Source organism: Pseudomonas sp. TE12508 (genome assembly GCF_056279485.1).
Map to the genome: position 1 here is coordinate 133096 of NZ_JBWCCN010000011.1, position 26979 is coordinate 160074.

The 26979-nt window shown below is 58.4% G+C and carries 28 protein-coding genes; 5 read left to right on the forward strand and 23 right to left on the reverse strand.

Annotation, left to right across the window (positions count from 1 at the left end; translation table 11 throughout):
- Positions 1-30 precede the first annotated feature (30 nt).
- The 16 genes from hisS to trmJ form a co-directional block, all read right to left on the reverse strand.
- Positions 31-1320 carry a histidine--tRNA ligase gene (gene hisS / locus ACZ9IM_RS16680; protein ID WP_063341451.1) on the reverse strand — a complete coding sequence of 430 codons (1290 nt, stop codon included), beginning with the start codon at positions 1318-1320 and terminating at the stop codon, positions 31-33.
- 37 nt (positions 1321-1357) lie between these two features.
- Positions 1358-2467 carry a flavodoxin-dependent (E)-4-hydroxy-3-methylbut-2-enyl-diphosphate synthase gene (gene ispG, locus ACZ9IM_RS16685; protein WP_008070966.1) on the reverse strand — a complete coding sequence of 370 codons (1110 nt, stop codon included), beginning with the start codon at positions 2465-2467 and terminating at the stop codon, positions 1358-1360.
- 3 nt (positions 2468-2470) lie between these two features.
- The gene (locus ACZ9IM_RS16690; protein ID WP_476224496.1) at positions 2471-3502 is read right to left on the reverse strand and encodes a RodZ domain-containing protein; all 1032 of its coding nucleotides are present in this window, start codon (positions 3500-3502) and stop codon (positions 2471-2473) included.
- Entirely contained in the window at positions 3502-4260 is a 759-nt protein-coding gene (gene pilW / locus ACZ9IM_RS16695) for a type IV pilus biogenesis/stability protein PilW (RefSeq protein WP_007903601.1), read from the reverse strand. The genes ACZ9IM_RS16690 and pilW overlap by 1 nt, the downstream gene beginning before the upstream one ends.
- A gap of 12 nt (positions 4261-4272) precedes the next feature.
- A complete protein-coding gene (gene rlmN / locus ACZ9IM_RS16700; RefSeq protein WP_007903600.1) occupies positions 4273-5421 on the reverse strand; it encodes a dual-specificity RNA methyltransferase RlmN in 1149 nt (382 codons plus the stop codon).
- A gap of 28 nt (positions 5422-5449) precedes the next feature.
- Positions 5450-5875: a nucleoside-diphosphate kinase gene (gene ndk / locus ACZ9IM_RS16705; protein WP_007916882.1), complete on the reverse strand. Its 426-nt coding sequence runs from the start codon at positions 5873-5875 to the stop codon at positions 5450-5452.
- Positions 5876-5967: 92 nt separating this feature from the next.
- Positions 5968-6168 (reverse strand): Fe-S cluster assembly protein IscX, encoded by a 201-nt coding sequence (iscX, locus tag ACZ9IM_RS16710; protein ID WP_007903597.1) that lies wholly within the window; start codon positions 6166-6168, stop codon positions 5968-5970.
- A 14-nt stretch (positions 6169-6182) separates the two neighbouring features.
- Positions 6183-6524: an ISC system 2Fe-2S type ferredoxin gene (fdx, locus tag ACZ9IM_RS16715; RefSeq protein ID WP_007903596.1), complete on the reverse strand. Its 342-nt coding sequence runs from the start codon at positions 6522-6524 to the stop codon at positions 6183-6185.
- Positions 6524-8389 carry a Fe-S protein assembly chaperone HscA gene (hscA, locus tag ACZ9IM_RS16720; protein ID WP_476224497.1) on the reverse strand — a complete coding sequence of 622 codons (1866 nt, stop codon included), beginning with the start codon at positions 8387-8389 and terminating at the stop codon, positions 6524-6526. The genes fdx and hscA overlap by 1 nt, the downstream gene beginning before the upstream one ends.
- A 51-nt stretch (positions 8390-8440) precedes the next feature.
- The gene (hscB, locus tag ACZ9IM_RS16725; protein ID WP_008070981.1) at positions 8441-8962 is read right to left on the reverse strand and encodes a co-chaperone HscB; all 522 of its coding nucleotides are present in this window, start codon (positions 8960-8962) and stop codon (positions 8441-8443) included.
- A gap of 8 nt (positions 8963-8970) precedes the next feature.
- The gene (iscA, locus tag ACZ9IM_RS16730; protein WP_007903589.1) at positions 8971-9294 is read right to left on the reverse strand and encodes an iron-sulfur cluster assembly protein IscA; all 324 of its coding nucleotides are present in this window, start codon (positions 9292-9294) and stop codon (positions 8971-8973) included.
- 34 nt (positions 9295-9328) lie between these two features.
- Positions 9329-9715 (reverse strand): Fe-S cluster assembly scaffold IscU, encoded by a 387-nt coding sequence (gene iscU, locus ACZ9IM_RS16735; protein WP_007929523.1) that lies wholly within the window; start codon positions 9713-9715, stop codon positions 9329-9331.
- 85 nt (positions 9716-9800) lie between these two features.
- Positions 9801-11015 carry an IscS subfamily cysteine desulfurase gene (locus ACZ9IM_RS16740; RefSeq protein WP_476224498.1) on the reverse strand — a complete coding sequence of 405 codons (1215 nt, stop codon included), beginning with the start codon at positions 11013-11015 and terminating at the stop codon, positions 9801-9803.
- A gap of 50 nt (positions 11016-11065) precedes the next feature.
- On the reverse strand, positions 11066-11557 hold the full coding sequence (gene iscR / locus ACZ9IM_RS16745) for a Fe-S cluster assembly transcriptional regulator IscR (protein WP_007903581.1): 492 nt from the start codon (positions 11555-11557) through the stop codon (positions 11066-11068).
- A 264-nt stretch (positions 11558-11821) separates the two neighbouring features.
- Positions 11822-12598 carry a serine O-acetyltransferase gene (gene cysE / locus ACZ9IM_RS16750; RefSeq protein ID WP_008014724.1) on the reverse strand — a complete coding sequence of 259 codons (777 nt, stop codon included), beginning with the start codon at positions 12596-12598 and terminating at the stop codon, positions 11822-11824.
- A gap of 2 nt (positions 12599-12600) precedes the next feature.
- Positions 12601-13371 (reverse strand): tRNA (cytosine(32)/uridine(32)-2'-O)-methyltransferase TrmJ, encoded by a 771-nt coding sequence (gene trmJ / locus ACZ9IM_RS16755; protein ID WP_007903572.1) that lies wholly within the window; start codon positions 13369-13371, stop codon positions 12601-12603.
- A gap of 146 nt (positions 13372-13517) precedes the next feature.
- On the opposite strand from trmJ, the gene suhB reads away from it, so the two are divergent.
- Positions 13518-14336 (forward strand): type III secretion system regulator SuhB, encoded by an 819-nt coding sequence (gene suhB / locus ACZ9IM_RS16760; protein WP_008070994.1) that lies wholly within the window; start codon positions 13518-13520, stop codon positions 14334-14336.
- A gap of 319 nt (positions 14337-14655) precedes the next feature.
- Here suhB and rplS read toward each other — a convergent pair whose 3' ends face one another.
- The 5 genes from rplS to ffh all read right to left on the reverse strand — a co-directional run bounded on the left by rplS (position 14656) and on the right by ffh (position 18226).
- A complete protein-coding gene (rplS, locus tag ACZ9IM_RS16765) occupies positions 14656-15006 on the reverse strand; it encodes a 50S ribosomal protein L19 (RefSeq protein WP_003175895.1) in 351 nt (116 codons plus the stop codon).
- 45 nt (positions 15007-15051) lie between these two features.
- Positions 15052-15825, reverse strand: coding sequence for a tRNA (guanosine(37)-N1)-methyltransferase TrmD (gene trmD / locus ACZ9IM_RS16770; protein ID WP_173667518.1), 774 nt, complete (start codon positions 15823-15825; stop codon positions 15052-15054).
- Positions 15807-16343, reverse strand: a complete 537-nt coding sequence (gene rimM / locus ACZ9IM_RS16775) for a ribosome maturation factor RimM (RefSeq protein ID WP_046053340.1) — start codon at positions 16341-16343, stop codon at positions 15807-15809. Before rimM ends, trmD begins: the two co-directional genes overlap by 19 nt.
- Positions 16344-16348: 5 nt before the next feature.
- On the reverse strand, positions 16349-16600 hold the full coding sequence (gene rpsP, locus ACZ9IM_RS16780; protein ID WP_003198088.1) for a 30S ribosomal protein S16: 252 nt from the start codon (positions 16598-16600) through the stop codon (positions 16349-16351).
- Positions 16601-16849: 249 nt separating this feature from the next.
- The gene (gene ffh / locus ACZ9IM_RS16785) at positions 16850-18226 is read right to left on the reverse strand and encodes a signal recognition particle protein (protein WP_008071004.1); all 1377 of its coding nucleotides are present in this window, start codon (positions 18224-18226) and stop codon (positions 16850-16852) included.
- 210 nt (positions 18227-18436) lie between these two features.
- On the opposite strand from ffh, the gene ACZ9IM_RS16790 reads away from it, so the two are divergent.
- The 4 genes from ACZ9IM_RS16790 to ACZ9IM_RS16805 all read left to right on the forward strand — a co-directional run bounded on the left by ACZ9IM_RS16790 (position 18437) and on the right by ACZ9IM_RS16805 (position 25006).
- Complete coding sequence (locus tag ACZ9IM_RS16790) at positions 18437-19249, forward strand: cytochrome C assembly family protein (RefSeq protein WP_032830310.1); 813 nt, start codon at positions 18437-18439, stop codon at positions 19247-19249.
- Positions 19250-19261: 12 nt separating this feature from the next.
- The gene (locus ACZ9IM_RS16795; RefSeq protein WP_427628001.1) at positions 19262-20503 is read left to right on the forward strand and encodes an HlyC/CorC family transporter; all 1242 of its coding nucleotides are present in this window, start codon (positions 19262-19264) and stop codon (positions 20501-20503) included.
- A 1293-nt stretch (positions 20504-21796) separates the two neighbouring features.
- Complete coding sequence (gene ltrA, locus ACZ9IM_RS16800; protein WP_476215363.1) at positions 21797-23503, forward strand: group II intron reverse transcriptase/maturase; 1707 nt, start codon at positions 21797-21799, stop codon at positions 23501-23503.
- Between the two features lie 186 nt (positions 23504-23689).
- Positions 23690-25006, forward strand: a complete 1317-nt coding sequence (locus ACZ9IM_RS16805) for an MFS transporter (protein WP_427627999.1) — start codon at positions 23690-23692, stop codon at positions 25004-25006.
- A gap of 113 nt (positions 25007-25119) precedes the next feature.
- Here the strand turns inward: ACZ9IM_RS16805 and purT are convergent, their stop codons facing one another.
- Positions 25120-26301, reverse strand: coding sequence for a formate-dependent phosphoribosylglycinamide formyltransferase (purT, locus tag ACZ9IM_RS16810; protein ID WP_123358219.1), 1182 nt, complete (start codon positions 26299-26301; stop codon positions 25120-25122).
- A 99-nt stretch (positions 26302-26400) separates the two neighbouring features.
- Entirely contained in the window at positions 26401-26868 is a 468-nt protein-coding gene (locus ACZ9IM_RS16815; RefSeq protein ID WP_008014742.1) for a 7-cyano-7-deazaguanine/7-aminomethyl-7-deazaguanine transporter, read from the reverse strand.
- Between the last annotated feature and the right edge of the window lie 111 nt (positions 26869-26979).

The following is a 26979-nucleotide window of genomic DNA, read 5'->3' on the forward strand; positions in this document are numbered from 1 at the left end:
CTTAATCGCTAAATCGGCTGTTTGACAGCTTCAACCCTGCACGACGCAGGTGGCCAGGTGTGCAGCAAGCGCATCCCAGGCAATGCTTTGTTGTTCGCCCTGGCCACGCAGGGGTTTGAAACCTACCACTTGCTGGGCCATTTCGTCGTCACCGAGGATCAATGCGTACAGCGCACCGCTCTTGTCGGCTTTCTTGAACTGGCTTTTGAAGCTGCCGGCGCCGGCATTGACTTGCAGGCGCAGGTTGGGCAATTGATCGCGAACGCGTTCGCTCAGGGTCAGACCGGCCAGCTCGGCGGCTTCACCGAAGGCGCAGAGGTAGACATCGACCTGACGGGAGATTTCTTCGGGAATCTGCTCCAGGGTTTCAAGCAGCAGCACCAGACGCTCGATGCCCATGGCGAAACCGACGCCCGTGGTCGGCTTGCCGCCCATCTGCTCCACCAGACCGTCGTAACGACCACCGGCACATACGGTGCCCTGGGCGCCCAACTTGTCGGTGACCCATTCGAAAACGGTCTTGCTGTAGTAGTCCAGCCCGCGAACCAGCTTCGGGTTGATCACATAAGGAATGCCGGCGGCGTCCAGACGAGCCTTAAGGCCCTCGAAGTGCACGCGGGATTCTTCGTCGAGGTAATCGGCCATCTTTGGCGCGTCGGCCAATGCCGCTTGAGTGTCGGGATTCTTGGTATCCAGAACCCGCAGCGGGTTGGTCTTCAGACGGCGCTGGCTGTCTTCGTCCAGTTGATCCAGGCGAGCGGACAGGTAGTCGACCAATGCTTCACGATAACGACCACGGGACTCGCTGGTGCCCAGGCTGTTGAGTTCGAGCTTGACCGCATCACGGATACCCAGCTCGCCCCACAGGCGCCAGGTCAGCACGATCAGCTCGGCGTCGATGTCCGGACCGTCGAGGTTGAAGACTTCGCAACCGATCTGGTGGAACTGGCGATAACGACCTTTCTGTGGACGTTCGTGACGGAACATCGGGCCGATGTACCAGAGTTTCTGCACCTGACCGCCGCCGGTGATGCCGTGCTCGAGCACCGCACGCACGCAGGCCGCTGTGCCTTCAGGGCGCAGGGTCAGGGAATCGCCGTTGCGATCTTCGAAGGTGTACATCTCTTTTTCGACGATGTCGGTCACTTCACCGATGGAGCGTTTGAACAGCTCGGTGAACTCGACGATCGGCATGCGGATCTGCTTGTAACCGTAGTTATCCAGCAGACGCGAGACGGTGCCTTCGAAATGACGCCACAGGGGAGTCTGTTCGGGCAGGATGTCGTTCATGCCACGAATGGCTTGCAGAGACTTGCTCACTATAAATCCTTAAATTCGTTCGGCTCTTTAGTCAGGCTCAGCCGCGAGCGATTACCGCTGCGTCGGCTTCGACCTTTTCGGCCGCTTTCTGACGGATCAAGCGTTCAAGCTCATCCACCAGATTGTCATTAGTCAGTTTCTGCGCCGGCTTGCCGTCGATGTAAATCAAGTTTGGCGTGCCGCCGGTCAAGCCGATATGGGCTTCCTTGGCTTCGCCCGGTCCGTTGACCACGCAACCGATTACCGCGACATCCAGCGGCACCAGCAGGTCTTCGAGGCGCCCTTCCAGCTCGTTCATGGTTTTGACCACATCGAAGTTCTGCCGCGAGCAACTCGGGCAGGCGATGAAGTTGATACCACGGGAACGCAGGTGCAGGGATTTGAGAATGTCGTAGCCGACTTTCACTTCCTCGACCGGGTCGGCCGCCAGCGAGATGCGAATAGTATCGCCAATCCCTTCGGCGAGCAGCATACCGAGGCCCACGGCGGATTTCACTGTGCCTGAACGCAAACCACCGGCTTCAGTGATGCCCAAGTGCAACGGCTGAACGATTTCCTTGGCCAGCAGGCGGTAGGCGGCGACGGCCATGAACACGTCGGAGGCTTTCACGCTGACCTTGAAGTCCTGGAAATTCAGGCGCTCGAGGTGTTCGACATGGCGCAAGGCGGACTCGACCAGCGCGGCTGGAGTCGGCTCGCCATATTTCTTTTGCAGGTCTTTTTCCAGGGAACCGGCGTTGACGCCGATGCGGATCGGAATCCCGCGATCACGGGCGGCATCGACCACCGCACGCACGCGGTCTTCACGACCGATGTTGCCCGGGTTGATCCGCAGGCAATCCACACCCAGTTCGGCGACGCGCAAAGCGATCTTGTAGTCGAAGTGGATGTCGGCCACCAATGGCACTTTGACCAATTGCTTGATCTTGCCGAAGGCTTCGGCGGCGTCCATGTCCGGCACGGAAACCCGCACGATATCGACGCCAGCGGCTTCCAGACGGTTGATCTGGGCCACTGTGGCGGCCACGTCATTGGTATCGCTGTTGGTCATGCTCTGCACAGCGATAGGCGCATCGCCGCCCACGGGCACGTTGCCGACCCAGATCTTGCGGGATTCGCGACGTTTGATTGGAGATTCGCCGTGCATGACTTATTGACCCAACTTCAGGCGAGCAGTCTCGCCACTGGTGAACGGAGCGACATCGACCACCTGCCCGTTGTAGCTGACCTGCGCACCACGGGCGAAGCCCAGACGCACGGAAAAGGGTGGCTTGCCGCTAACGGAAACATTTTCGCCTTTACGCTTTAGACCGCTCAACAGCACCTTGCCGGTGCCATCGGTCACTTGCGTCCAGCAATCGGCGGTGAATTGCAGTTGAACCTGGCCTTGGCCGGCCACCGGAGCTGCCGGAGCTGGAGCCGGGGCGGTCGGAGCAATCGGAGCAGTGACAACCGGTGCCGGAACAGCTGGAACAGCCGGTGCAGGCGTCGCCGGTGTCGCGACAACCGGAGCAGTGTTGTGGGCCGCAGCCGCAGGCGTCACTGCTGGAGCCGCTGGTGCTGGAACCGATGCGCTCGTTTCGGCACTGACTGGCTCCTCGGTCGAAGTCTCGGCCTGAGGCAGCGCAAGAGGTGTTTCCCCTTCAGCCTGACCTTGCGCAACGGCCTGGTCTTCCGGCTCGTCCAGTGGATGGATCTGGGTGGTGCCGTCAGCGCCTTCGACTTCAACGTGTTCCGGCGCCAGGCCAATCAGGTCTTTGGTACGCAGTGAAGTTTGATCCTGCCACCAGATAAAACCGCCGCCAATCACCGCAAGCAGCAACAGCAGGCTGACAATTCGCAAAATAGTGTGGGAAACCCGAACCGGCTCTTCGATACGTCCCAGGCTGTGGACGTTGCTGCCCTGGGAGTCGGTGCCGGTGGATTGGTCGAACTGCTGGACCAGAACGGTTTGGTCCATGCCGAGCAATTTGGCATACGCGCGAATATAGCCACGAGCAAAGGTGTGCCCAGGCAGCTTGTCGAAAGCGCCGGCTTCCAGATTGCTCAGGGAATTGACGGTGAGGTTGAGCTTGAGGGCCACTTCGGCCAGCGACCAGCCATTGCTTTCGCGGGCCTGGCGCAAAGTCTCACCGGGGTTAACGCGATTCGCTGCTACAACTTCGGGATGCGCCGCTTTCATCATTGCTCCGACAGGTATTGCTGATATTCCGGCGTACCGGGATAGAGTCGTTTTAATTGCAGGCCAAAACTGGCGGCCTTGTCGCGATCTTCGAACACTTTTGCCAACCGAACGCCGAGCAATAGACTACGTGCATTTTGCTCGGTGAGCAGGCTAAAACGGTCGTAATAGTCACGCGCGGGCACATAATGCCTGTCTTCGTAAGACAACTCAGCCATTTCCAGCAATGCACGTGGCTGTTGGCGATTCAGACGCAGGGCTTTTTCCAGTTGCTGGCGGGCCAGATCACGCTGGCCAAGCTTTGAAGCGGTCATGCCCAGGTTTTCGAAAACCCGTGAACGCTCAGGATACAAAGTATCGGCGGCGGCCTGTTCGAAGCGTTCGTACGCCTCTTTGTAACGTTTCTCTTCGAAAAGAAAACTGCCGTAGTTATTCAGGATTCGCGCATCGGCGGGACGAGAAGACAGCGCCTTGCGAAAATGCTGATCGGCCAGTTCCGGCTCCATCTCAGCCTGGAACACCAGCCCCAGAGCCGCGTTGGCATCAGGATCCGAGCTATCCAGGTCCAAGGCCTTCTTCAACGGGACTTTGGCGCGCTCGGTCATGCCTTGCTGCAGATAACCCAGGCCCAGCTGCACGTAGGCGGCACGCGCCTCATCACGGCCCTTGCTGGTCTTCATCGGGTTGAAATCGCCCGACAGGACACAACCAGCACAGAGACTGGCCAACAGCACAAGCAGCGCGAAGCGCAGGGACATAGAGATCCTCTCTTAATTATTGTTCGCAGCGTTTGTTGCGATATCGTTTTCGGCGCTCAACTCGCGCACGGCGATATAACGTTCGCTGCGACGGGTGCGATCCAGCACCTGCCCTACCAATTGGCCACACGCGGCATCGATGTCTTCACCGCGGGTGGTGCGTACGGTGACATTGAAGCCTGCATGGTGAAGCTGATCCTGAAACCGGCGAATCGCGTTGTTGCTTGGGCGCTCGTAACCGGAATGCGGGAACGGGTTGAACGGAATCAGGTTGATCTTGCACGGGATGTTCTTGAGCAGCTCGATCATCTCAACGGCGTGTTCAACCTTGTCGTTGATGTCCTTAAGCAAGGTGTACTCGATGGTCAGCACGCGCTTTTCGCCCAGGGACGACATGTAGCGCTGGCACGACTCGAGCAGCATCTTAAGCGGATATTTCTTGTTGATCGGCACCAATTGGTTACGCAATGCGTCATTCGGTGCGTGCAGCGACAACGCCAGGGACACGTCGATGTGCTTGGACAGCTCATCGATCATCGGCACCACACCCGAAGTCGACAGGGTCACGCGGCGCTTGGAGATCCCGTAGCCCAGGTCATCCATCATCAGATGCATGGCGGCCACGACGTTGTCGAAGTTCAGCAGCGGCTCACCCATGCCCATCATCACCACGTTGGTGATGGCACGGTCGGCGGTCGCCGGGATGCTGCCGAACGATTTATTGGCAATCCACACCTGACCGATCACTTCGGCGGCGGTGAGGTTGCTGTTGAAACCTTGCTTGCCGGTGGAGCAGAAACTGCAATCCAGGGCACAGCCTGCCTGGGACGAAACGCACAGAGTGCCGCGTTTGCCCTGGGGAATGTACACGGTCTCGACGCAGCTCCCGGACGCCACGCGCACCACCCACTTACGGGTGCCATCGGTGGAGATGTCCTCGCTGACCACTTCGGGGCCGCGGACTTCAGCAATGGCCTTGAGCTTGTCGCGCAAGGCCTTGCTGACGTTCGTCATGGCGTCGAAATCATCAACGCCAAGATGGTGAATCCATTTCATTACCTGACCGGCACGGAAACGCTTCTCCCCGATTGAGTCGAAGAATTTTTCCATTTCCTGTTGAGTCAGACCCAGCAGGTTGGTTTTTACAGTCGATGTAGTCATGGATTCACCTTCACTCTTAAGCCAATGCTTAGCGAGTGGTTACTTCAGTAGCTGCGAAGAAGTACGAGATTTCGCGAGCAGCAGCGGCTTCGGAGTCCGAACCGTGTACAGCGTTGGCGTCGATGGAATCAGCGAAGTCAGCGCGGATAGTGCCGGCAGCAGCTTCTTTAGGGTTGGTAGCGCCCATCAGCTCACGGTTCAGAGCGATAGCGTTTTCGCCTTCCAGAACCTGAACGACAACCGGACCGGAGATCATGAAAGCAACCAGGTCGCCGAAGAAACCACGAGCGCTGTGCTCAGCGTAGAAGCCTTCAGCTTCAGCTTTGGACAGTTGCTTCAGTTTCGAAGCTACAACGCGCAGGCCAGCTTTTTCGAAACGAGTGGTGATCTCGCCGATAACGTTTTTTGCAACAGCGTCAGGCTTGATGATGGAGAAAGTACGTTGAACAGCCATGGTGTAACTCCAGAAACGGTAATTTGCGAAAAATTAAACCCGCGAATTATACGCGGGTTCTTTGGTATTGCCTAACTGCGTACGGTGCAGAATCAGTCTGCTTCTTCGATCCAGGCAGCCTGAATGGCTTCAAGCACCTTCTCGCCACCGCGGGTCGGATCATCACTGAACTCCGGCAATGCCAGCACCCATTGGTGCAGATCGACGAAGTTCACATAACGCGGATCCACTTCCGGCCTGGACTCAGCCAGCTGGATCGCGATTTCAAGCACATCAACCCATTTCAGACTCATGTCGGTTCCTTGAATCAGTGCGGCGCTTCGGCTGCATGGTTGAGCGAATATTTCGGAATTTCGATGGTCAGGTCTTCTGTCCCGACGATCGCCTGACAGGCTAGACGAGATTGCGCTTCCAGACCCCACGCCCGATCAAGAAAGTCTTCTTCCAGCTCATCAGCCTCTTCCAGCGAATCGAAACCTTCGCGAACGATGCAGTGGCAGGTAGTGCAGGCGCAGACGCCGCCACAGGCGCTTTCCATCTCGATATGATGTTCATGGGCCAGTTCGAGAATGGAAATACCGGGTTCAGCCTCTACAACCATGCCTTCCGGGCAGAACTTCTCGTGTGGCAGAAAAATGACCTGCGGCATCAGTTATCCTCGATTTCATTCAGATTGCGCCCCGCCAGAGCGGCTTTCACCGTAGAGTCCAGGCGGCGGGCAGCAAAGGCATCGGTCACCTGCGACAGACGCTTGGTCTGCTGCTCGATGGCGTAACCATCGGTGCCTTTCATCAATTCGGTCAGTTCCTGCATCTGCAATTCGATGACCATGCGCTCTTCGGCGTCAAGCAGGCGTTCGCCGTCAACCTCCAGAGCGCCCTGCACCGCCTCGATCAGGCGCTGGGCATCGACTTGCTGCTCACGCAATACGCGGGCGACTTTGTCATCGCTGGCATGCTGGAACGAATCCTTGAGCATCTTGGCGATTTCGCCGTCGGTCAGGCCGTAAGACGGCTTGACCTGAATGCTGGCTTCGACGCCCGAACCCAATTCGCGAGCCGAGACACTGAGCAGACCATCGGCGTCGACCTGGAAGGTCACGCGAATCTTCGCCGCGCCAGCCACCATCGCCGGAATACCACGCAATTCGAAGCGTGCCAGGGAGCGGCAGTCGCTGATCAACTCGCGCTCACCCTGCAATACGTGGATCGCCATGGCCGACTGGCCATCTTTATAAGTGGTGAAGTCCTGAGCCCGGGCGACGGGGATGGTGGTGTTGCGCGGAATCACCTTCTCCATCAGACCACCCATGGTTTCCAGCCCCAGGGACAACGGAATCACGTCGAGCAACAGCAGTTCGCCGCCATCACGCTTGTTGCCGGCCAGGGTATCGGCCTGGATCGCGGCACCGATGGCGACGACTTGATCCGGATCGATTTCGGTCAGCGGCTCGCGACCGAAGGCCTGCGCAACAGCTTCGCGGACGCGAGGCACACGCGTCGAGCCGCCGACCATGACCACAGCGTGTACGTCTTCCAGCTCGATACCGGAATCACGCACCGCGCGACGGCAGGCTTTCAAGCTGCGAGCAACCATCGGCTCGATCAACGCATTGAAGGCGTCTCGGGTCAGCTCGGCCTTCCAGTCGCCATAAGCGACTTCGACGGACGAGCAATTGGTCAGGGCTTCTTTGGCTGCGCACGCGGTTTGCAGCAGATTACGTTGCGTACCCGGATCGAGGTCGGCCGACAGACCGGCGCTCTCGATGATCCAGCCAGCGATAGCATGGTCAAAGTCATCGCCACCCAGGGCGCTGTCGCCGCCGGTGGCCAGCACTTCAAACACACCGCCGGTCAGGCGCAGAATCGAAATATCGAACGTACCGCCGCCCAGGTCATAAATCGCGACCAAGCCTTCGGCGTGCTGATCCAGACCGTAGGCGACAGCGGCGGCGGTTGGCTCATTGAGCAGACGCAGCACGTTCAGACCGGCCAGCTTGGCCGCATCCTTGGTGGCTTGACGCTGAGCATCATCGAAATAGGCTGGAACGGTGATCACCGCGCCAACCAGCTCGCCACCCAAGGTCGCTTCAGCGCGCTGACGCAGCACCTTGAGGATATCGGCGGAGACTTCGACCGGGCTTTTCGGACCTTGCACCGTGTCGATGAACGGCATGTGCGACTCGCCGTCGACAAAACGGTACGGCAGTTGATCGCCCAATTGCTTGACGTCGGACAAACCACGACCCATCAAGCGCTTGACCGACAGCACCGTGTTCAAAGGATCGGACGCGGCGGCCAGTTTGGCCGACTCGCCGACTTCGACGCGATCGGCGTGATAGCGCACGGCAGACGGCAGAATGACCTGCCCTTGCGCGTCGGCCAGAGGCTCGGAAAGACCACTGCGCAACGCAGCGACCAGCGAATTGGTAGTGCCCAAGTCGATCCCCACAGCCAGACGACGCTGGTGCGGTTGAGGACTTTGGCCGGGTTCGGCGATCTGCAGTAGGGCCATCGTGATCAGGACTTATCTGTATATCAGGCGTGCGACCGGAGCGGCACTGGGTTAATCGTCGAGGCGCTCTTCTAACTGGCGCACTTCGTAGGTGAGCTTGTCGAGGAACTGCATGCGCCGCATCAGGCGTTCGGCCTGTTCACGTTGCGCTGCATCATCCCAACAGGCTGCGAAGCTTTCGTTCAGTTCATCCTGCGCGGTTTTCAGGCGACGCTTGAACACTGCAACACCCGCCAGGTCGGCGCTGTCTTGCAGGTCTTCGAGTTCTTCACGCAACTCCATCTGCTGCAGAAGAAACTCCGGATCATGCACCGTGACCTCCAGCGGCAGCTCGCGACCACCCATGGCGAGCAGGTATCGCGCGCGTTTGGGGGGACTTTTGAGCGTCTGGTAGGCCTCGTTGAGGCTCGCGGATTGCTCGAGCGCCAGCCGCTGCTCACGCTCGGAAGCGTCAGCAAAGCGGTCCGGATGAACACCGCGCGCCAACTCACGGTAGCGCGTGGCCAACTGATCGAGATCCAGACGGAAGCTCGGTTTCAGCTCAAATAAAGCGAAATGACAAGGAGTACCCACGCGCAGCCTCAGATGTTGAAGCTTTCGCCGCAGCCACATTCACCGCGCACGTTGGGATTGTTGAACTTGAAGCCTTCGTTCAACCCTTCCTTGACGAAATCGAGTTCGGTGCCGTCCAGGTAGGCCAGGCTTTTCGGGTCGATGATCACTTTCTCGCCGTGACTTTCGAACACCTGATCCTCTGCAACCACCTCGTCGACAAACTCCAGCACGTAGGCAAGGCCGGAACAGCCTGTGGTGCGAACACCCAGGCGAATCCCTTCACCTTTGCCGCGCCCGTTGAGGGAGCGTCGCACGTGTTGAGCAGCCGCTTCTGTCATGCTGATAGCCATCGGTGACTCCTTACTCGTCGCCAAATCTTGAAAGTCAGATCAAGCCTTTCTTCTGCTTGTAGTCGCGAACGGCCGCTTTGATAGCGTCTTCAGCAAGTACGGAGCAGTGAATTTTCACTGGCGGCAGCGCCAGTTCTTCGGCCAGCTGAGTGTTCTTGATGGTCTCTGCTTCATCCAGAGTCTTGCCTTTCATCCACTCGGTCGCCAGGGAGCTGGAGGCGATCGCCGAACCGCAACCGTAGGTCTTGAACTTGGCGTCTTCGATGATGCCTTGTTCGTTGACCTTGATCTGCAAGCGCATCACGTCGCCGCACGCCGGAGCGCCGACCATGCCGGTGCCGACATCAGGATCTTCCGCGTTCATCTTGCCGACGTTGCGCGGGTTCTCGTAGTGGTCGATGACCTTTTCGCTGTAAGCCATGATTCTTAATCCTCACTCATCAGGAGTCGCTCTTGAAGCCCTGCAAATCGTGGATTGGCAGGGCCCGGTTGCGGCGACTTGAATATCAGTGCGCCGCCCACTCGATTTTCGAAATGTCGACGCCATCTTTGTACATGTCCCACAGCGGCGAGAGAGTGCGCAGCTTGGTAACGGCCTCGCAGACTTTCTGCGCGGCATAGTCGATTTCTTCTTCGGTGGTGAAACGGCCGAAGGTGAAGCGAATCGAGCTGTGTGCCAGTTCGTCGTTGCGGCCCAGGGCGCGCAGTACGTACGAAGGCTCAAGCGATGCCGAGGTGCAGGCCGAACCGGACGAAACCGCCAGATCCTTGAGCGCCATGATCAGCGACTCGCCCTCAACGTAGTTGAAGCTCAGGTTCAGGTTGTGCGGTACGCGGGCGGTCATGCTGCCATTGACGTACAGCTCTTCCAGGCCTTCGACCTGCTTGAAGAAGCGGTCGCTCAGGGCTTTGATGCGTACGTTCTCGGCAGCCATGTCTTCCTTGGCCACACGGAAAGCTTCGCCCATGCCGACGATCTGGTGGGTCGCCAGGGTGCCGGAACGCATGCCGCGCTCGTGACCGCCGCCGTGCATGGTCGCTTCGATGCGAACACGCGGCTTGCGGCTGACGTACAGCGCGCCGATGCCTTTAGGGCCGTAGGTTTTGTGGGCAGAGAACGACATCATGTCGACTTTCAGCTTCGACAGGTCGATCTCGACCTTGCCGGTGGACTGAGCGGCGTCGACGTGGAACAGAATGCCCTTGGAGCGGCACAGTTCACCGATGGCGGCGATGTCGTTGATGGTGCCGATTTCGTTGTTCACGTGCATGACCGAGACCAGGATGGTGTCGTCACGCAGGGCAGCTTCGACCATCTCTGGAGTGACCAGACCATCTTCGCGAGGGTCGAGGTAGGTCACTTCGAAACCTTCACGCTCCAGTTGGCGCATGGTGTCGAGGACAGCCTTGTGCTCAATCTTGGTGGTGATCAGGTGCTTGCCTTTGGTGGAGTAGAAATGCGCCGCACCCTTGATTGCCAGGTTGTCGGACTCGGTGGCACCGGAGGTCCAGACGATTTCACGCGGGTCGGCGTTAACCAGGTCGGCGACCTGACGGCGAGCGTTCTCGACGGACTCTTCAGCTTTCCAGCCGAACACGTGGGAACGGGACGCCGGGTTACCGAAGTTTCCGTCGACCAGCAGGCATTCACTCATCTTTTGCGCGACACGTGGATCAACCGGGGTCGTCGCAGAGTAATCAAGGTAAATCGGCAATTTCATGGACTATCTCCTAAATCAGGCTGGCTGGCGTGCCGCTAGCTCTTTGGCTGTCATTCGACGGCGGACGCTTCAATCTTGTCCAGGCGTGGCGCCTTGCTGTTGCAACGACGCTGGTCCTGACGCTGGGCTACTTCTTGCACCTCACGGCGAGTTACAAGGTCAGCCAAGCTGATACCGCTCAGAAATTCGTGAATCTGCAGGCTCAGATCGCACCACAAGTGGTGGGTCAGACAGGTGTCGCCCTGATGGCAATCGCCCTGGCCCTGGCATTTGGTTGCATCGACCGATTCGTTCACCGCATCGATCACCTGGGCGACCTGGATACCCTGCATGTCGCGCGACAGCTGGTAACCACCGCCTGGACCGCGAACACTGGACACCAGATTGCTGCGGCGCAATTTGGCAAAAAGCTGCTCGAGGTAGGACAGGGATATGCCTTGGCGCTCGGAGATATCGGCCAGGGACACCGGCCCGTGCTGCGCATGCAACGCCAGGTCAAGCATGGCGGTCACGGCGTATCGGCCTTTTGTAGTCAGTCGCATGGACAATTACCACGGAATTCGGAATGGGGCGAGTATGCAATTCCCGAGTATTTAAGTCAACTATAAGACCTAGTGCTTTACTCAGGTTTACCCGCAAAAGAGCGCGCGCATCATAGCAAAGGCTGGCGGTGCACAGCCAGCAGTACCGAGTTATCGTTCATCACGGGCAAGCCCGCTCCCACAGGGATTTTCGGTGTTCACACAATCTGTGCTTCACCGGAGACCTTGTGGGAGCGGGCTTGCCCGCGATGAAGTTGACTCGGTTTAGCCGGCCTGGCTCTGATCCTTATCCTTCACACAGGCAAAGTCTTCTTCGCGCAGTTCAGGCAGATCTTTCGCACAGTAATTGCTACCCAGGTCCTTCAGCGCCCCGCACATCCCTTCAAGTCGACCGTCTACAGCCTGCAGATGATCGAGCAACTGGTTAATGGCTCGAGCCACCGGGTCCGGCATGTCTTCGCCGACACCGTAGGCGTCGAAACCGATCTTCTCGGCCATGGCCTTGCGCTTGGCGTCCTGCTCTTCATCGGACTTGACGATGATCCGCCCCGGAATCCCCACCACCGTTGCCCCGGGCGGAACCGCCTTGGTGACCACGGCATTGGAACCCACCTTGGCCCCGGCACCCACCGTAAACGGGCCGAGCACCTTGGCGCCCGCCCCGACCACCACGCCGTCTTCCAGGGTCGGGTGACGCTTGCCCTTGTTCCAGCTGGTGCCGCCAAGGGTCACGCCTTGATACAGGGTGACATCGTTGCCGATCTCGGCAGTCTCACCGATAACGATGCCCATGCCGTGGTCAATAAAGAAACGACGACCGACCTTGGCACCCGGATGAATCTCGATTCCGGTCAACCAGCGACCGAAGTTCGACACCAGACGCGCCAGCCATTTCCAGCCCATACCCCACAACGCCGACGACAGGCGATGGATCCAGATGGCGTGCATGCCCGGGTAGCACGTCAGAACCTCAAAAGCATTACGCGCCGCCGGGTCACGATGGAAAACACTTTGGATATCTTCACGCAAACGCTCGAACATCATTAATCCTTCCGCTTTAGAAGCTCGCCACGGGCCGCTTTCTGGGTTTCCGTGAGGATGCCACGCAATATATTCATTTCCGCCCGGCTGACCGAGCTGCGTCCGTACAACCGGCGCAGACGCGCCATCAAGTGCCGTGGTTTTTCCGGGTCGAGGAATTCGATGGCCACCAGCGTTTGCTCCAGGTGCTCATAGAATCGCTCCAGCTCATCCATGGTCGCCAGCTCACCACTTTTGGTGGACGCCACTTCTTCCTTCTCGACCTTGCTCGGCTGACCTGCAGCCGCCAACCAGGACATACGCACTTCATAGCTCAACACCTGCACCGCCGCCCCAAGGTTCAGCGAACTGAACTCAGGGTCTGATGGGATGTGCACGTGATAATGACATCGCTGCAGCTCTTCGTTGGTCAGGCCGGAATCTTCACGACCGAACACCAACGCGATCTCGGCGCCCTGACCCGCCTCCTCTACCACCTTCACACCGCATTCGCGGGGATCGAGCAACGGCCAGGGAATGCGACGATCACGAGCACTGGTGCCGAGCACCAGATTGCAGCCGACCAAGGCATCTTCCAGGGTGGCGACGACTTGAGCATTTTCAAGGATGTCACCGGCGCCGGACGCACGCGCATCGGCCTCGTGGTGCGGGAACAACCGCGGTTCGACCAGCACCAGCCGCGACAGGCCCATGTTCTTCATGGCACGCGCAGCCCCGCCGATATTGCCGGGGTGACTGGTATTGACCAGGACGACACGAATGTTTTGCAGCAAGGGAGGCGCTCTCGAACACTTTAATGGGGAGCAGAATCTTACAGCTCAACCTACCGTTAAGCTATGAAAGCGAACACTGACCTTCACCTGTAGAAAAGTTCTGATAGAATGCCCGGCTTTCTTTAACAACCTTAGGTGACACATCCATGCAGCCCATGCTGAATATCGCGCTGCGCGCCGCCCGCAGCGCCAGTGAATTGATTTTCCGCTCCATCGAGCGCCTGGATACCATCAAGGTCGACGAAAAAGACGCCAAGGATTATGTATCCGAGGTGGATCGCGCCGCCGAACAGAAAATCATCGATGCACTGCGCAAGGCTTACCCTAATCACTCGATCATGGGTGAAGAAACCGGTATGCACGCCGGTAGCGGCATCGAAGGCGAAGAGTACCTGTGGATCATCGATCCACTGGACGGCACCACCAACTTCCTGCGCGGCATTCCTCACTTCGCTGTCAGCATTGCCTGCAAATACCGCGGTCGCCTGGAGCACGCTGTTGTTCTGGATCCGGTTCGCCAGGAAGAATTCACCGCCAGCCGTGGTCGCGGCGCCCAACTGAACGGTCGCCGTCTGCGCGTCAGCGGTCGCACCAGCCTGGACGGCGCCCTGCTGGGTACCGGCTTCCCGTTCCGCGACGACCAGATGGACAACCTCGACAACTACCTGGGCATGTTCCGCGCCCTGGTTGGCCAGACCGCCGGCATCCGCCGCGCCGGCTCGGCGAGCCTGGACCTGGCCTATGTGGCCGCCGGCCGTTTCGATGCGTTCTGGGAGTCGGGCCTGTCCGAGTGGGACATGGCTGCAGGCGCCCTGCTGATCCAGGAAGCCGGCGGCTTGGTGAGCGACTTCACCGGCGGTCACGACTTCCTTGAGAAAGGCCACATCGTCGCCGGCAACACCAAGTGCTTCAAGGCAGTACTGACGGCGATCCAGCCGCACCTGCCAGCTTCGCTGAAGCGCTAAGCGCCCACGCTCAAAAAGCCGTAGCACTTCAAGCAAACGCCCCGACCTGTTCGGGGCGTTTTCTTTTGTGCGAAAAAAGTCTTCTCCCTTAACGCCGCGATCCCTGTGGGAGCGGGCTTGCCCGCGAAGACGACGCACCAGGCAACATCAATGTCGACTGATATACCCTCTTCGCGAGCAAGCCCGCCCCCACAGGTTCCGCACATTAGCCGACCTTTATATGCAGCCATAACGAAAAATGCCCCGTATCTTTCGATACGAGGCATTTTCTTGAAGAGCCAACCTGAACAGGCTGGCTCTTGCGCATCGGAAGCTGGACTTAAGCCAGTTTTTCCTTGATGCGAGCTGCTTTACCGGACAGGTCACGCAGGTAGTACAGCTTGGCTTTACGTACGTCACCGCGACGTTTAACGGCCATGCTGTCGATTTGCGGGCTGTAGGTCTGGAAAGTACGCTCTACGCCAACACCGTTGGAGATTTTACGAACAGTGAAAGCACTGTTTACGCCGCGGTTACGCTTGGCGATAACTACGCCTTCGAACGCTTGCAGACGCGAACGATCGCCTTCCTTCACTTTCACCTGAACGACAATGGTGTCGCCCGGGGCAAAGGTAGGGATCTCTTTGGTCATCTGCTCTGCTTCGAGTGCAAGGATGATTTTGTTAGTCATGCTGTGCTCCTAAGGTAAATCGTCGGATCTACCATCGATACGTTGTTAACTATCGTCCCGCTCGCGGATGTATTCCTCGAGCAGCTTCTTCTCTTCTCCAGAAAGCGAGCGGCTTTCCAGAAGATCGGCGCGTCGTTCAAAGGTCCTACCAAGGGACTGCTGTAAACGCCAACGCCGGATGTGCGCGTGATTGCCACTTAGCAATACGTCGGGAACACGCTGATCCGCATACACCTCCGGTCGGGTGTAGTGCGGGCAATCCAGCAAACCATCCGTAAAGGAATCTTCCTCGGCGGAGTCCGCATGCCCTAAAGCTCCAGGCAGCAGTCGTGTAACCGCATCGATCAGGACCATCGCCGGCAGCTCGCCGCCAGACAGTACATAGTCGCCAATCGACCACTCTTCATCGACATGAGCATCTATAAAACGCTCGTCAATGCCTTCATAGCGGCCGGCAATCAGGATCAATGCATCCAGATTCGCCAACTCGCGTACCGCCGACTGAGTCAGTTGACGGCCTTGGGGGGACAGGTAAATTACCTTCGCCGCCTCCCCGGCTGCTGCTTTGGCCTGAACCAGAGCATCTTCCAGGGGCTTGATCTTCATCACCATGCCCGGACCACCGCCAAATGGGCGATCATCCACCGTGTGATGTCGATCCGTCGTGTAGTCTCGCGGATTCCAACAGGTGAGCTGCAACAGCCCCTGTTTCACCGCCCGACTGGTGATGCCGTACTCGCTGATGGCGGAGAACATCTCGGGAAACAAACTGATCACTTCTACGCGCAGGTTAGCCACGTTTAGAAGTCCGCATCCCATTCCACCTTCATCTCGCCCGCGGCAAGGTCGACAGCCAACACGCATTGCTCCGTATAGGGCAACAGGCGTTCGCGATCATCCAGGCTACCAGCGCAAGGCTTGACCACCATTACATCATTGGCGCCGGTTTCCAGAAGATGATCGATTTTCCCGAGCAGTTGCCCGAGTTGATCAATAACCTTCAGACCTTCCAGCTGGTACCAGTAGTACTCGCCGTCGGTCAATTCAGGGAACAGGTTGCGCGGCACACAGATCTCATAACCAGCCAGAAGACGCGCTTCTTCACGATCATCAAGACCCTTGAGCTTTGCGACCAGGAACTTGTCGCTCCCACGTCCGCTGACCAGCTCAACCTGCTTCACATTGCCTTCGCGCTTGAGCGTCCAGGTTTTGTACTGCAACAGGTTTTCAGTCGGATCAGTAAAGGAATACACCTTCACTTCGCCGCGAACGCCATGAACAGAATAAATTTTGCCAATAACGATCAAATCATCAGCAACAGCTGGCGTCGCGTTCATATTGCTCAGGCCGCAGCCTTAGCAGATTCCTTCAACAACTGAGCAACGCGCTCAGAAGGTTGTGCACCAACGCTCAGCCAGTAGGCTACGCGCTCTTGGTTCACGGACAGACGAACTTCTTGACCACGAGCAACAGGGTTGAAGAAACCAACCTGTTCCTTGTGCGAACCGTCGCGCGGGTTGCGGCTGTCGGTTACGGTCAAGTGGTAAAACGGGCGCTTTTTGGAGCCGCCAAGGGCAAGACGGATTGTTAGCATGTGAACATCGTTCCTGTAGTCGGTGCTGCAAATCTAAAGGCACAGCGGGCATAGGTGCCCGAAAGGCCGCATATTCTAAGGAATATCCGGACTTTTGCAAATGTCTTTTTCCGGCGGCCTATCGGTCGCCATCCAGATTTGCTATAGAGCCGTCGTTGAAAACGGCCAGTCAGCTCCCGCCAAGTGCGGGTTTGCTGGAGATCCCACTTCCATGTGGGCAGCGCCGACATGACTGCCGGCGCGAATCTTTTACATTTTCGGCATGCCGCCGCCGGGCAACATACCGCCCATGCCGCGCATCATTTTGGCCATTCCGCCTTTTGCGGAGAATTTCTTCATCATCTTCTGCATCTGCTTGTGCTGCTTGATCAAGCGACCGATGTCCTGCACCTGAGTGCCGGAACCCATGGCGATCCGGCGCTTGCGCGAACCGCTGATCAGCTCAGGGTCGCGGCGCTCGGCCGGGGTCATGGAGTTGATGATGGCTTCCATCTGCTTGAACTGTTTCTCTGCCGCGCCCTGGGCGTTGCCCATTTGCGCCAGATTCACGCCGCCCATGTTCGGCAGTTTGTCCATGAGGCCGCCGAGGCCGCCCATGTTTTTCATCTGTTGCAGCTGATCGCGGAAGTCTTCGAGGTCGAAGCCCTTGCCCTTCTTCAGCTTCTTGGCCAGTTTATCGGCCTTGTCTTTGTCGAGGGTCTGTTCGGCCTGCTCGATCAGGCTGAGCACGTCACCCATGCCGAGGATTCGCGAAGCAATACGCTCAGGGTGGAACGGCTCGAGCGCTTCGCTCTTCTCGCCCATACCGATGAACTTGATCGGCTTGCCGGTGATGGCACGTACCGACAACGCGGCACCGCCACGGGCATCGCCGTCGACCTTGGTCAGGATCACACCGGTCAGCGGCAGCGCATCGCCGAAAGCCTTGGCCGTGTTGGCGGCGTCCTGGCCGGTCATGGCATCGACCACGAACAGGGTTTCAACCGGGTTGATCGCGGCATGCAGCGCCTTGATCTCGCCCATCATCTCTTCGTCGATGTGCAGACGACCGGCGGTATCGACGATAACCACGTCAATGAATTTCAGTTTTGCTTCTTTAATAGCAGCTTGCGCGATGTCGACCGGCTTCTGGCTCAGGTCGGACGGGAAGAAGGTAACGCCAACTTCACCCGCGAGCATTTCAAGCTGCTTGATCGCCGCCGGACGGTAAACGTCCGCGGACACAACCATGACCGACTTCTTCTTGCGCTCTTTAAGGAAGCGCGCCAGTTTGCCGGCGGTGGTGGTTTTACCCGCACCCTGCAGACCGGCCATCAACACGACGGCAGGAGGAACGGCGCTCAGGTTCAGGTCTTCGTTGGCCGCGCCCATCAGGCTTTCGAGTTCGGCCTGGACGATTTTCACGAAGGCCTGGCCCGGCGTCAGGCTGCGTGACACCTCGGTGCCGACAGCGCGCTCCTTGACCGAATTGACGAAGTCTTTGACCACCGGCAAGGCGACGTCGGCTTCGAGCAGCGCCATGCGCACTTCGCGCAGGGTGTCTTTGATGTTGTCTTCGGTCAGTTTGGCTTTGCCGGTGACATGGCGCAGCGTCTGCGAGAGACGGTCGGTTAAGTTTTCAAACATTGCGCGATCCTTTCAGGCCCTGTGTAGACCGGGATAATGGCGGCCCAGACCGGAATAAACATGTGCTCGGCGAGCCTGCGGCGTGGGCAGGTCGCGGATTATAGCGAAGACTGCGTCTGGCGGACACCTCGCCGTCAGGTTGCATGGTCTTTCGTGCTATGGGGGTTCTATGCCAAACTCAGCGCCTTTCGGGCTTGCCTAACAGGATTTATGCTCCCCTTGTCACCCAGTTTGCTTACCACCCTCGCCGCCGCCTGCTTATATGCCGCTGCGACCCTCTATCAAGGCACTCGTCTGGCCACCGGCGCCAAGGCGAACAAGCGCCTGCTGGTCACGCTCGGTGTGCTGGCCGTGCTGGCTCACAGCGTCAGCCTGATCACCTATCTGCTGACACCGATCGGCCTGGCCCTGGACTTTTTCAGCGCCGCCAGCCTGATTGCCGCAGCGGTCATCGCCCTGACCCTGCTGGCCTGTTCGCGGATTCCGGTGGAAAACCTGCTGCTATTGCTGTTCCCGCTGGGCGCCGCCACCGTGGTGCTGGCACAGTTCGCCCCCGCCGGTACGGTGCAGATCATTGACGAAGCGCCAGGCATCCTCGCCCACATCCTCTTGTCGATCCTCGCTTACGGCATGTTCACCATTGCCGTGTTCCAGTCTTTGCTGCTGCTGGTTCAGGACCATCAGCTCAAACACAAGCATCCATCCGGGCTGATCAAGAACTTCCCGCCGCTGCAAACCATGGAAAGCCTGCTGTTTGGTTTCCTGTGGGCCGGCTGGAGCCTGCTTTCGTTGTCGCTGATCTCCGGCTGGCTGTTCGTCGAGAACCTGTTCGCCCAGCACCTGGTGCATAAAACCTTGCTGGCGTGCCTGGCCTGGATCGTGTTCAGCGTGCTGCTTTGGGGACGTAACCGCCTCGGCTGGCGCGGACACAAAGCCATCCGCTGGACCCTTGCCGGTTTTTGCCTGCTGATGCTGGCGTACTTCGGCAGCAAGCTGGTCCGCGAATACATTCTGCATATCTGACGGGCGGCATTAATGGACGACTTGCCCATAGGGCCGATGCTCGCGGTGCTGGCCCTGCTGATTTTATGGTCGGGGCTGTTTACCGCCATCGAAATTGCACAACAGCAGCTGCTGGCCCAGCGCACGGCCTCGCGTTCGAGCGACAAACCCGTTGCGAAGCTGAGTTTCCCGCTCAACAGCCTGATCCTCTGCAATACCCTGTGCCGCGCGCTGGTAGTGGTCATCAGCACTTTGCTGGCGATTTTCACCTGGGCGCAAAACGGTGTATGGATTGCCTGCCTCGGTGCCAGCGCGGTGCTGCTGGTGTTCGCCGACTACCTGCCGCGCACCCTTGCCGTGCGCTATCCCGATGCCGTCCTGAGCCTGGGCAACACACTGCTCGGCATACCCTTGAAGATCGTCTACCCGGCTGCCTGGCTGCTCAATGCCATCAGCCAACTGCTGATGCGACCATTCGCCCGCAAAATCAATGTGGTGCAACAAAGCGAAGACGAGGCGCCAGCAGATCGGCATGACGATCACGAACACGCCGCCAGTCGCCCGCATTCGCTGTCAGGTATCCATGCGCTGGATAACATCACGGTCAACGATATTCTGGTGCCGCGCAGTGACGTCGACGGAATCAATCTGGACGATTCCCTCGAAGAAATCATCGAACAACTGCGCCATAACAGACGCACTCGCCTGCCGGTATTTCACAGCGACATCAATCAGGTCGAAGCGGTGCTCAACACCCGACAGATCCGTCATTTACTACCGGATTCAAGCCTGACCCGGGAAGCACTGCTGGCAGCCAGTCACGAACCGTACTTCGTACCGGAAAGCACCCCGCTGCAGCTGCAATTGCTGAACTTCCACAAGCAGCAGCGGCGCTTGGGCATGGTGGTTGACGAATACGGCGAAGTGCTGGGCATCGTGACCCTGGAAGACATTCTCGAAGAAATCGTCGGTGAATTCGAAAGCCAGCACAGCCTGGACAACCCGCACATCCACCCGCAGGCCGATGGTCGCCTGGTCATCGAGGGGGCGGCGTCGATTCGTGAATTGAACAAGAGCCTTGGCTGGCATCTGCCCAGTGATGGTCCGAAAACCCTCAACGGGTTGGTGACCGAGGCGCTGGAAACGATTCCGGAGAGTGCGGTTTGCCTGAAGATCGGGCGTTATCGGCTGGAGATTCTGGAGACGGAAGACAATCGCGTCACGCGCGTGTTGATTTGGCATACCAGTTCAGTGCCTGCCCTTTCCAAAATCTGACAGCCCCCCCCGTAGCTAGGGGCTTGCCTGTGGCGAGGGAGCTTGCTCCCGCTGGACTGCGAAGCAGGCCCGATCACAGACAGCGCGATTAGCCTGAAAGAATGCATTCAGCCGTTTGCGGCCGCTACGCGCCCGAGCGGGAGCAAGCTACCTCGCCACAAAAGCCATCGCATCCTCCAAGCCGCTTGTTGAATCATTAGCCGCCTTCCTATAATCGAGCCGCTTGTGCGACACGCAGAGCGTGTCTCCGAACTTCGGGGTGCAAAGCATCCAGAAGGGTTCTCAAAATGAGAACTTGAGCTCAGGAGCATGATCCTGAGGCCCCCCCAGAAGTCCATATGCTTCAAGGACTTGGCCGCTTTGGCGGCTGCATAATCCAGGTCGGCTCGCACTCTATTCGCTGACCGAAGAACCGGTTCCCCCGGTTCGGGAGTGCACTTTCATCTCGTTTCATCCCAGCCTGTTTCTAGGCACAACCCTGCGGAAAATAATCCCCGCAGGGGTTATTTCCCGCCTCAGACACACGAGGCAATACTTCTTCGAGCATGCTGCATAAGCAGTTCCTGCTCTCGTCAACTCTCGGAGACATGAGCGAAAGCTCTGTCTGTCATTGTCCATCTACCTTGCCTGCAAGGTGGCAGCGGACTCGTTGTGCGACCAACGATAGCCTACGAAGACATGCGTCACTGGTAACGGTGAGGTGTGAAGCTCTTCTTACAAAGTAGCCCCTAATAGGTACATCACCGTCGTGAGGCGGAATGTAGATACTCGGAGCAGTGCCGGGTTGAGGCGCCAGGCTGATTGGCATGGGTAACTCAGGTGAACTGCTGATAAACATCGTAACGATTGACGAGCCCAAACTGCTGTCAGGCTCGAACCAAAAGGTACGTGGTCGGTTATCCCTTTAAGCGGTTGGGATACGTCGTCACAAGACCACCGGTGAATAGGCAGACCCTAAACCAATCGTGTGACAGGCAGGGAACGTGGTAAGCCCGTATGGCTGCCTTCGGGCAGGTGAACCGCAAGGGGATCTGTTGGCTGTGCGGGTATGGGATCGCAGAGAAAGCGAACGCCGGGCTGTAATGGTTCGGATAGGGGTTGAGACATTACCCCACGGGAAACCGGGCAGACTTCTGCGTGGTCTTTCGTCGCATGAACTCTGACTGAACCTGTCTCAATGATCTTAGAGGCCAGCAGTAGTGGTCTCCAATTAATCCGACCCTGACGGGAACGTCCATTCCCGTCAGGGGATGCGTACGTCTTCTGTCCGGGGAAACTTGAGAGGAAGGCAGCATGATAGAACACAGCCTAAAGGCCGTGTCTGCGCCCTCCGGCGTTCCGCAGCAGTGGCACGACATCGATTGGCGTCGTGTTCAGCGGAATGTTCGGGCAATGCAGGTACGGATTGCGAAGGCTTGTCGGGAAGGCCAATGGCGCAGGGTGAAAGCCTTGCAACGGATGCTGACCCACTCTCGAACGGCCAGATTCTTGGCCGTACGGCGAGTCACTGAAAACCAGGGTAAGCGCACGGCGGGAGTCGACCGCGTGCTCTGGGATACACCCAATGCCAAATGGGAAGCGGCAAACGGGTTGAGGCGCCACGGATATAAGCCACGGCCTTTACGGCGTGTGTTCATTCCGAAGTCGAATGGCAAGGAACGCCCTCTGGGTATTCCAACCATGACTGACAGGGCCATGCAGGCGCTGTATCTGCTGGCTCTGGCGCCCATCGCAGAGACCACGGGAGATCCGAACAGCTACGGCTTTCGGATTGAACGCTCGACGGCGGATGCGATGGGACAGCTGTTCATCTCCCTATCCCAAAAGGCTTCGTCTAAATGGGTATTGGAGGCGGACATCAAAGGCTGTTTCGACCATATCAACCACGACTGGCTGATCGCCAACGTCCCCACGGACAAAACGATCCTCAGGAAATGGTTGAAAGCTGGCGTGATACACAAGGGGCACCTGAGTGCAACGAATGCGGGTACACCACAAGGAGGGATTATCTCTCCCACCTTGGCAAACATGGTGCTGGATGGTCTGGAAACTCAGCTCAAGCAACATCTGGGCGTGACAAGGGCCAAAAAGCTGAAAATCAATGTGGTGCGATATGCGGATGATTTTGTGATCACCGGCAGCTCGAAAGAGATACTGGAGAACGAGGTCAAACCTTGGGTGGAACAGTTCCTCGCGGTGCGAGGGCTGGAGTTATCACTCGAGAAAACCCATGTCATCCATATGGATGAAGGCTTCGACTTTCTGGGATGGAATTTCCGCAAGTACGACGGGAAGCTCCTGATCAAACCAAGCAAGAAGAACGTGCAAACGTTCTATCGCAAGGTAAAAGAAGTCATAAGCACCAAAAAGACGGTAAGGCAGGAGGACCTGATCCGAACGCTGAACCCGATGCTGCGGGGCTGGGCGCTTTATCACCAACCTGTGGTGGCAAAGCAGGCATACAGTCGCATGGATTACCTGATATTCCACGCACTATGGCGCTGGGCCAAACGGCGGCATCCAAACAAGAACGCCTCATGGGTGCGGAGGAAGTATTTCCATGCTCACGAGCAACGTAACTGGGTATTTGCCGTCAAGGTGATGAACAAAAAGGGAGAGTTTGTAACCCTGAAGCTGTACTCGATAGCCGAAACATCCATCGAACGCCACAAAAAGGTGAGCGGAGGGTACAACCCCTTCGATCCATCAATGGAGGAAATGGGCGAGAAGCTTCGTATGGAACGGATGCTCAAAAAGCTGAAGTACCGAAAGCAGATAATTAGCCTGTTTCAGCAACAACAAGGAAGGTGTGCGTTATGTGGGCAGGAGGTTACCAAAGAAACCGGGTGGCATGACCACCACATCGTTTACCGCACTCAAGGCGGTGACGACTCTTTGGGCAATCGAGTATTGTTACACCCAGTTTGTCACCAGCGGCTCCATGTGTTGGATTTGACAGTGAACAAACCGGCCTCTGATCGAGGCTTAGCGAAGGCTTGAGCCGTATGCGCTGAAAGGCGCACGTACGGTTCTTAGGGGGCCTCATTCCAGCAATGGAGTGGGGCTACCCGACACCCAGCCCCGCCATACCCCGTGCTACCCGCACTCTGCGTTAAACCCACATCCCTGGGTATTCGACCATAATAATTCGCTCCACTGGGGCACATGACTGTCAGGGATTACCGCATGACGACCAGCACAACGTTCAGCGACACCACGCCTGTCCAACCAACCAACTCCGCCACCCGAGTAGCCACCGCGAGTTTCATCGGCACGGCCATCGAGTTCTACGACTTCTACGTCTATGCCACTGCGGCAGCGCTGGTGATCGGTCCGGTGTTCTTTCCGCAGACCTCCGGTACCGCCCAAATGCTGTCGGCGTTCCTCACCTTCGGTATCGCCTTCCTTGCGCGACCACTGGGTTCGGCGCTGTTCGGCCACTTCGGTGACCGCATCGGGCGTAAATCGACACTGGTCGCCTCCCTGCTGCTGATGGGCGTGTGCACCACGTTGATCGGCGTGCTGCCGGGTTACGACAGCATTGGCGCCTGGGCGCCGATCCTGCTTTGCGTGCTGCGCTTCGGCCAAGGCCTGGGGCTGGGCGGTGAATGGGGCGGTGCCGCATTGCTGGCCACGGAGAACGCGCCCAAAGGCAAGCGCGCCTGGTACGGCATGTTTCCGCAACTCGGCCCATCGATCGGATTTCTGGCGGCCAACGGCCTGTTCCTGACCCTGGCCATGAGCCTCAACGACGAGCAGTTCCGTTCGTGGGGCTGGCGGATTCCGTTCCTGCTCAGTGCCGCGCTGGTGATGGTGGGCCTGTATGTACGCCTCAAGCTCCACGAAACCCCGGTATTCGCCAATGCCATGGCTCGTCAGGAACGGGTGAAGATCCCGCTGGTCGAGCTGTTCAGCCAATACTGGGCGCCGATGCTGCTGGGTGCCGGCTCGATGGTGGTGTGTTACGCGCTGTTCTACATCTCGACAGTGTTTTCGCTGAGCTATGGTGTTTCGACGCTCGGCTACACCCGCGAAACCTTCCTCGGTCTGCTGTGTTTCGCGGTGCTGTTCATGGCGGCCGCGACACCGCTATCGGCTTGGGCCAGTGATCGTTTCGGGCGCAAACCGGTGCTGATCATCGGCGGCGTGCTGGCGATTCTGTCCGGATTCCTGATGGAACCGCTGCTGACCCAAGGCTCGACCTGGGGTGTGGCGCTGTTCCTGTGCATCGAACTGTTTCTGATGGGCGTGACGTTTGCGCCGATGGGCGCGCTGCTGCCGGAGCTGTTCCCGACCCACGTGCGCTATACCGGCGCGTCGGCGGCCTACAATCTGGGCGGCATTGTCGGAGCCTCAGCGGCGCCGTTCTTTGCGCAAAAACTAGTGGCGATGGGCGGTTTGAGTTATGTCGGCGGGTATGTGTCGGGGGCGGCAGTACTCAGTCTGATTGCTGTGCTGTGCCTGAAGGAAACGCGGCATAACGATTTGAATCGGGTTGCCTGATAAAACGCCATCGCGGGCAAGCCCGCTCCCACAGGATTTTCAGGTGTACACAAAATTTGTGATCAACTGAAAACCCTGTGGGAGCGGGCTTGCTCGCGAATGCCGCGCCTCGGTTACAGCTCTACCACAACAGCCTGAGAAGCACGGGTCGCTTTAGCCCGTGCAGCCTCGATCGACTCATCACGCGCCAACGCCACCCCCATCCGACGCTGGCCATTGACCTCAGGCTTGCCGAACAGACGCAACGCGGTATCCGGCTCGCTCAGCGCAGCGCCCAAATTGGCGAATGCGGTCTGAGTCGACTGCCCTTCCACCAGAATCACCGCCGAAGCCGAAGGCCCGAACTGACGAATCAATGGAATCGGCAGGCCCAGGATCGCCCGTGCGTGCAGCGCGAACTGCGACAGGTCCTGGGAAATCAGGGTCACCAGACCGGTGTCATGCGGGCGCGGCGAGACTTCGCTGAACCAGACCTGATCACCTTTGATGAACAACTCGACGCCAAACAGACCACGGCCACCCAAGGCTTCGGTCACCGCTTTGGCAACGCGCTCGGATTCAGCCAGAGCAACCGGGCTCATGGCTTGTGGCTGCCAGGATTCCTGATAGTCGCCCTTCTCCTGACGGTGGCCAACCGGCGCACAGAACGTGGTGCCGCCAACGTGACGCACGGTCAGCAGAGTGATTTCGTAGTCGAAATCGATGAAGCCTTCGATGATCACGCGACCTTTACCGGCGCGGCCACCTTCTTGAGCGTAATCCCAGGCTTTCTGCACGTCATCAACGCTGCGCAGCAGGCTCTGGCCTTTGCCCGAGGAACTCATGACCGGTTTGACCACGCATGGGAAACCCAGATCGTCGACGGCCTTGCTGTAGTCCTCGAAGGTGTCGGCGAAGTAGTACGGCGACGTCGGCAGGCCCAGCTCTTCGGCGGCCAGGCGACGGATACCTTCGCGGTTCATGGTCAGCTGCGCGGCGCGAGCGGTCGGGATCACGGTGAAGCCTTCGGACTCCAGCTCTACCAGGGTCGCGGTGGCGATGGCTTCGATTTCCGGCACGATGAAGTCCGGCTTCTCGGCTTCGATCACTGCACGCAGGGCTGCGCCGTCGAGCATGTTGATCACATGGCTGCGATGGGCAACTTGCATGGCCGGCGCATTGGCGTAGCGATCCACGGCAATCACTTCAACGCCCAGGCGTTGCAGCTCGATCACCACTTCCTTACCCAACTCACCACAACCACACAGCAATACGCGGGTCGCGGTTGGCGACAATGGAGTTCCGATACGGGTCATCTCAGGTCCTCAAGAAGCGGATCATCGAGGGATGCGGTGCCTGGCACGCTTCCCATGGGGAGAAAGCGCGGCATTTTACATGAACCTGAGGCTTTGGCTTCAGCTGACGACGGCCTGATTACGCAAGCGCCAGGCCATGATCAGCCACACGACTGTCACACCTGCGAACTTCGAACCCATGGCGGTGAGGATCACGGCCGGAGTGAACGCATCGATCATGCCGAAGAAGATGAAGGTGTCCAGCGGGATGCTCAGCGCCGAACTTATCCACAGGCGATCATGCAATGGACGCTTGGTGATGCTGAACACCAGCCAGTCGATGCACTCGGACACGGCGAATGCGATCGCGCTGGCCAGTGCGATAGACGGGTCAGAAGTGACATAAGACAGCACCAGCGCCACCAGCATCGCCGCGATCGCGCCGTGGCCGAAACGGGTTTGCACCATGTCCCGCAGCACGAACACCAGACCACCCCAGGCCGACCAGATGATGTCCAGGTGCGGGGCGCTGGAAAAAGCGTAATTGATCAGCACAACGCTGCTGATGTAGGCGATCAGGAAGAGCATGGGGGCGGGAGTACCTGTCGATTTTGGTGCACAGGGTACTTCATCCTCAACGCACAGATCACCTGTGGCGAGGGGGCTTGCCCCCGTTCGGCTGCGCAGCAGTCGTGAAAT

Coding starts and splice junctions, on each gene's coding strand:
- ispG (WP_008070966.1), bottom strand. CDS start 2,467: ATGCACGGCGAATCTCCAATCAAACGTCGCGAATCCCGCAAGATCTGG.
- ACZ9IM_RS16690 (WP_476224496.1), bottom strand. CDS start 3,502: ATGAAAGCGGCGCATCCCGAAGTTGTAGCAGCGAATCGCGTTAACCCC.
- pilW (WP_007903601.1), bottom strand. CDS start 4,260: ATGTCCCTGCGCTTCGCGCTGCTTGTGCTGTTGGCCAGTCTCTGTGCT.
- rlmN (WP_007903600.1), bottom strand. CDS start 5,421: ATGACTACATCGACTGTAAAAACCAACCTGCTGGGTCTGACTCAACAG.
- ndk (WP_007916882.1), bottom strand. CDS start 5,875: ATGGCTGTTCAACGTACTTTCTCCATCATCAAGCCTGACGCTGTTGCA.
- iscX (WP_007903597.1), bottom strand. CDS start 6,168: ATGAGTCTGAAATGGGTTGATGTGCTTGAAATCGCGATCCAGCTGGCT.
- fdx (WP_007903596.1), bottom strand. CDS start 6,524: ATGCCGCAGGTCATTTTTCTGCCACACGAGAAGTTCTGCCCGGAAGGC.
- hscA (WP_476224497.1), bottom strand. CDS start 8,389: ATGGCCCTACTGCAGATCGCCGAACCCGGCCAAAGTCCTCAACCGCAC.
- iscA (WP_007903589.1), bottom strand. CDS start 9,294: ATGGCTATCAGCATGACAGAAGCGGCTGCTCAACACGTGCGACGCTCC.
- iscU (WP_007929523.1), bottom strand. CDS start 9,715: ATGGCTTACAGCGAAAAGGTCATCGACCACTACGAGAACCCGCGCAAC.
- ACZ9IM_RS16740 (WP_476224498.1), bottom strand. CDS start 11,015: ATGAAATTGCCGATTTACCTTGATTACTCTGCGACGACCCCGGTTGAT.
- iscR (WP_007903581.1), bottom strand. CDS start 11,557: ATGCGACTGACTACAAAAGGCCGATACGCCGTGACCGCCATGCTTGAC.
- cysE (WP_008014724.1), bottom strand. CDS start 12,598: ATGTTCGAGCGTTTGCGTGAAGATATCCAAAGTGTTTTCCATCGTGAC.
- suhB (WP_008070994.1), top strand. CDS start 13,518: ATGCAGCCCATGCTGAATATCGCGCTGCGCGCCGCCCGCAGCGCCAGT.
- rplS (WP_003175895.1), bottom strand. CDS start 15,006: ATGACTAACAAAATCATCCTTGCACTCGAAGCAGAGCAGATGACCAAA.
- trmD (WP_173667518.1), bottom strand. CDS start 15,825: ATGGGATGCGGACTTCTAAACGTGGCTAACCTGCGCGTAGAAGTGATC.
- rimM (WP_046053340.1), bottom strand. CDS start 16,343: ATGAACGCGACGCCAGCTGTTGCTGATGATTTGATCGTTATTGGCAAA.
- rpsP (WP_003198088.1), bottom strand. CDS start 16,600: ATGCTAACAATCCGTCTTGCCCTTGGCGGCTCCAAAAAGCGCCCGTTT.
- ffh (WP_008071004.1), bottom strand. CDS start 18,226: ATGTTTGAAAACTTAACCGACCGTCTCTCGCAGACGCTGCGCCATGTC.
- ACZ9IM_RS16790 (WP_032830310.1), top strand. CDS start 18,437: ATGCTCCCCTTGTCACCCAGTTTGCTTACCACCCTCGCCGCCGCCTGC.
- ACZ9IM_RS16795 (WP_427628001.1), top strand. CDS start 19,262: ATGGACGACTTGCCCATAGGGCCGATGCTCGCGGTGCTGGCCCTGCTG.
- ltrA (WP_476215363.1), top strand. CDS start 21,797: ATGATAGAACACAGCCTAAAGGCCGTGTCTGCGCCCTCCGGCGTTCCG.
- ACZ9IM_RS16805 (WP_427627999.1), top strand. CDS start 23,690: ATGACGACCAGCACAACGTTCAGCGACACCACGCCTGTCCAACCAACC.
- purT (WP_123358219.1), bottom strand. CDS start 26,301: ATGACCCGTATCGGAACTCCATTGTCGCCAACCGCGACCCGCGTATTG.
- ACZ9IM_RS16815 (WP_008014742.1), bottom strand. CDS start 26,868: ATGCTCTTCCTGATCGCCTACATCAGCAGCGTTGTGCTGATCAATTAC.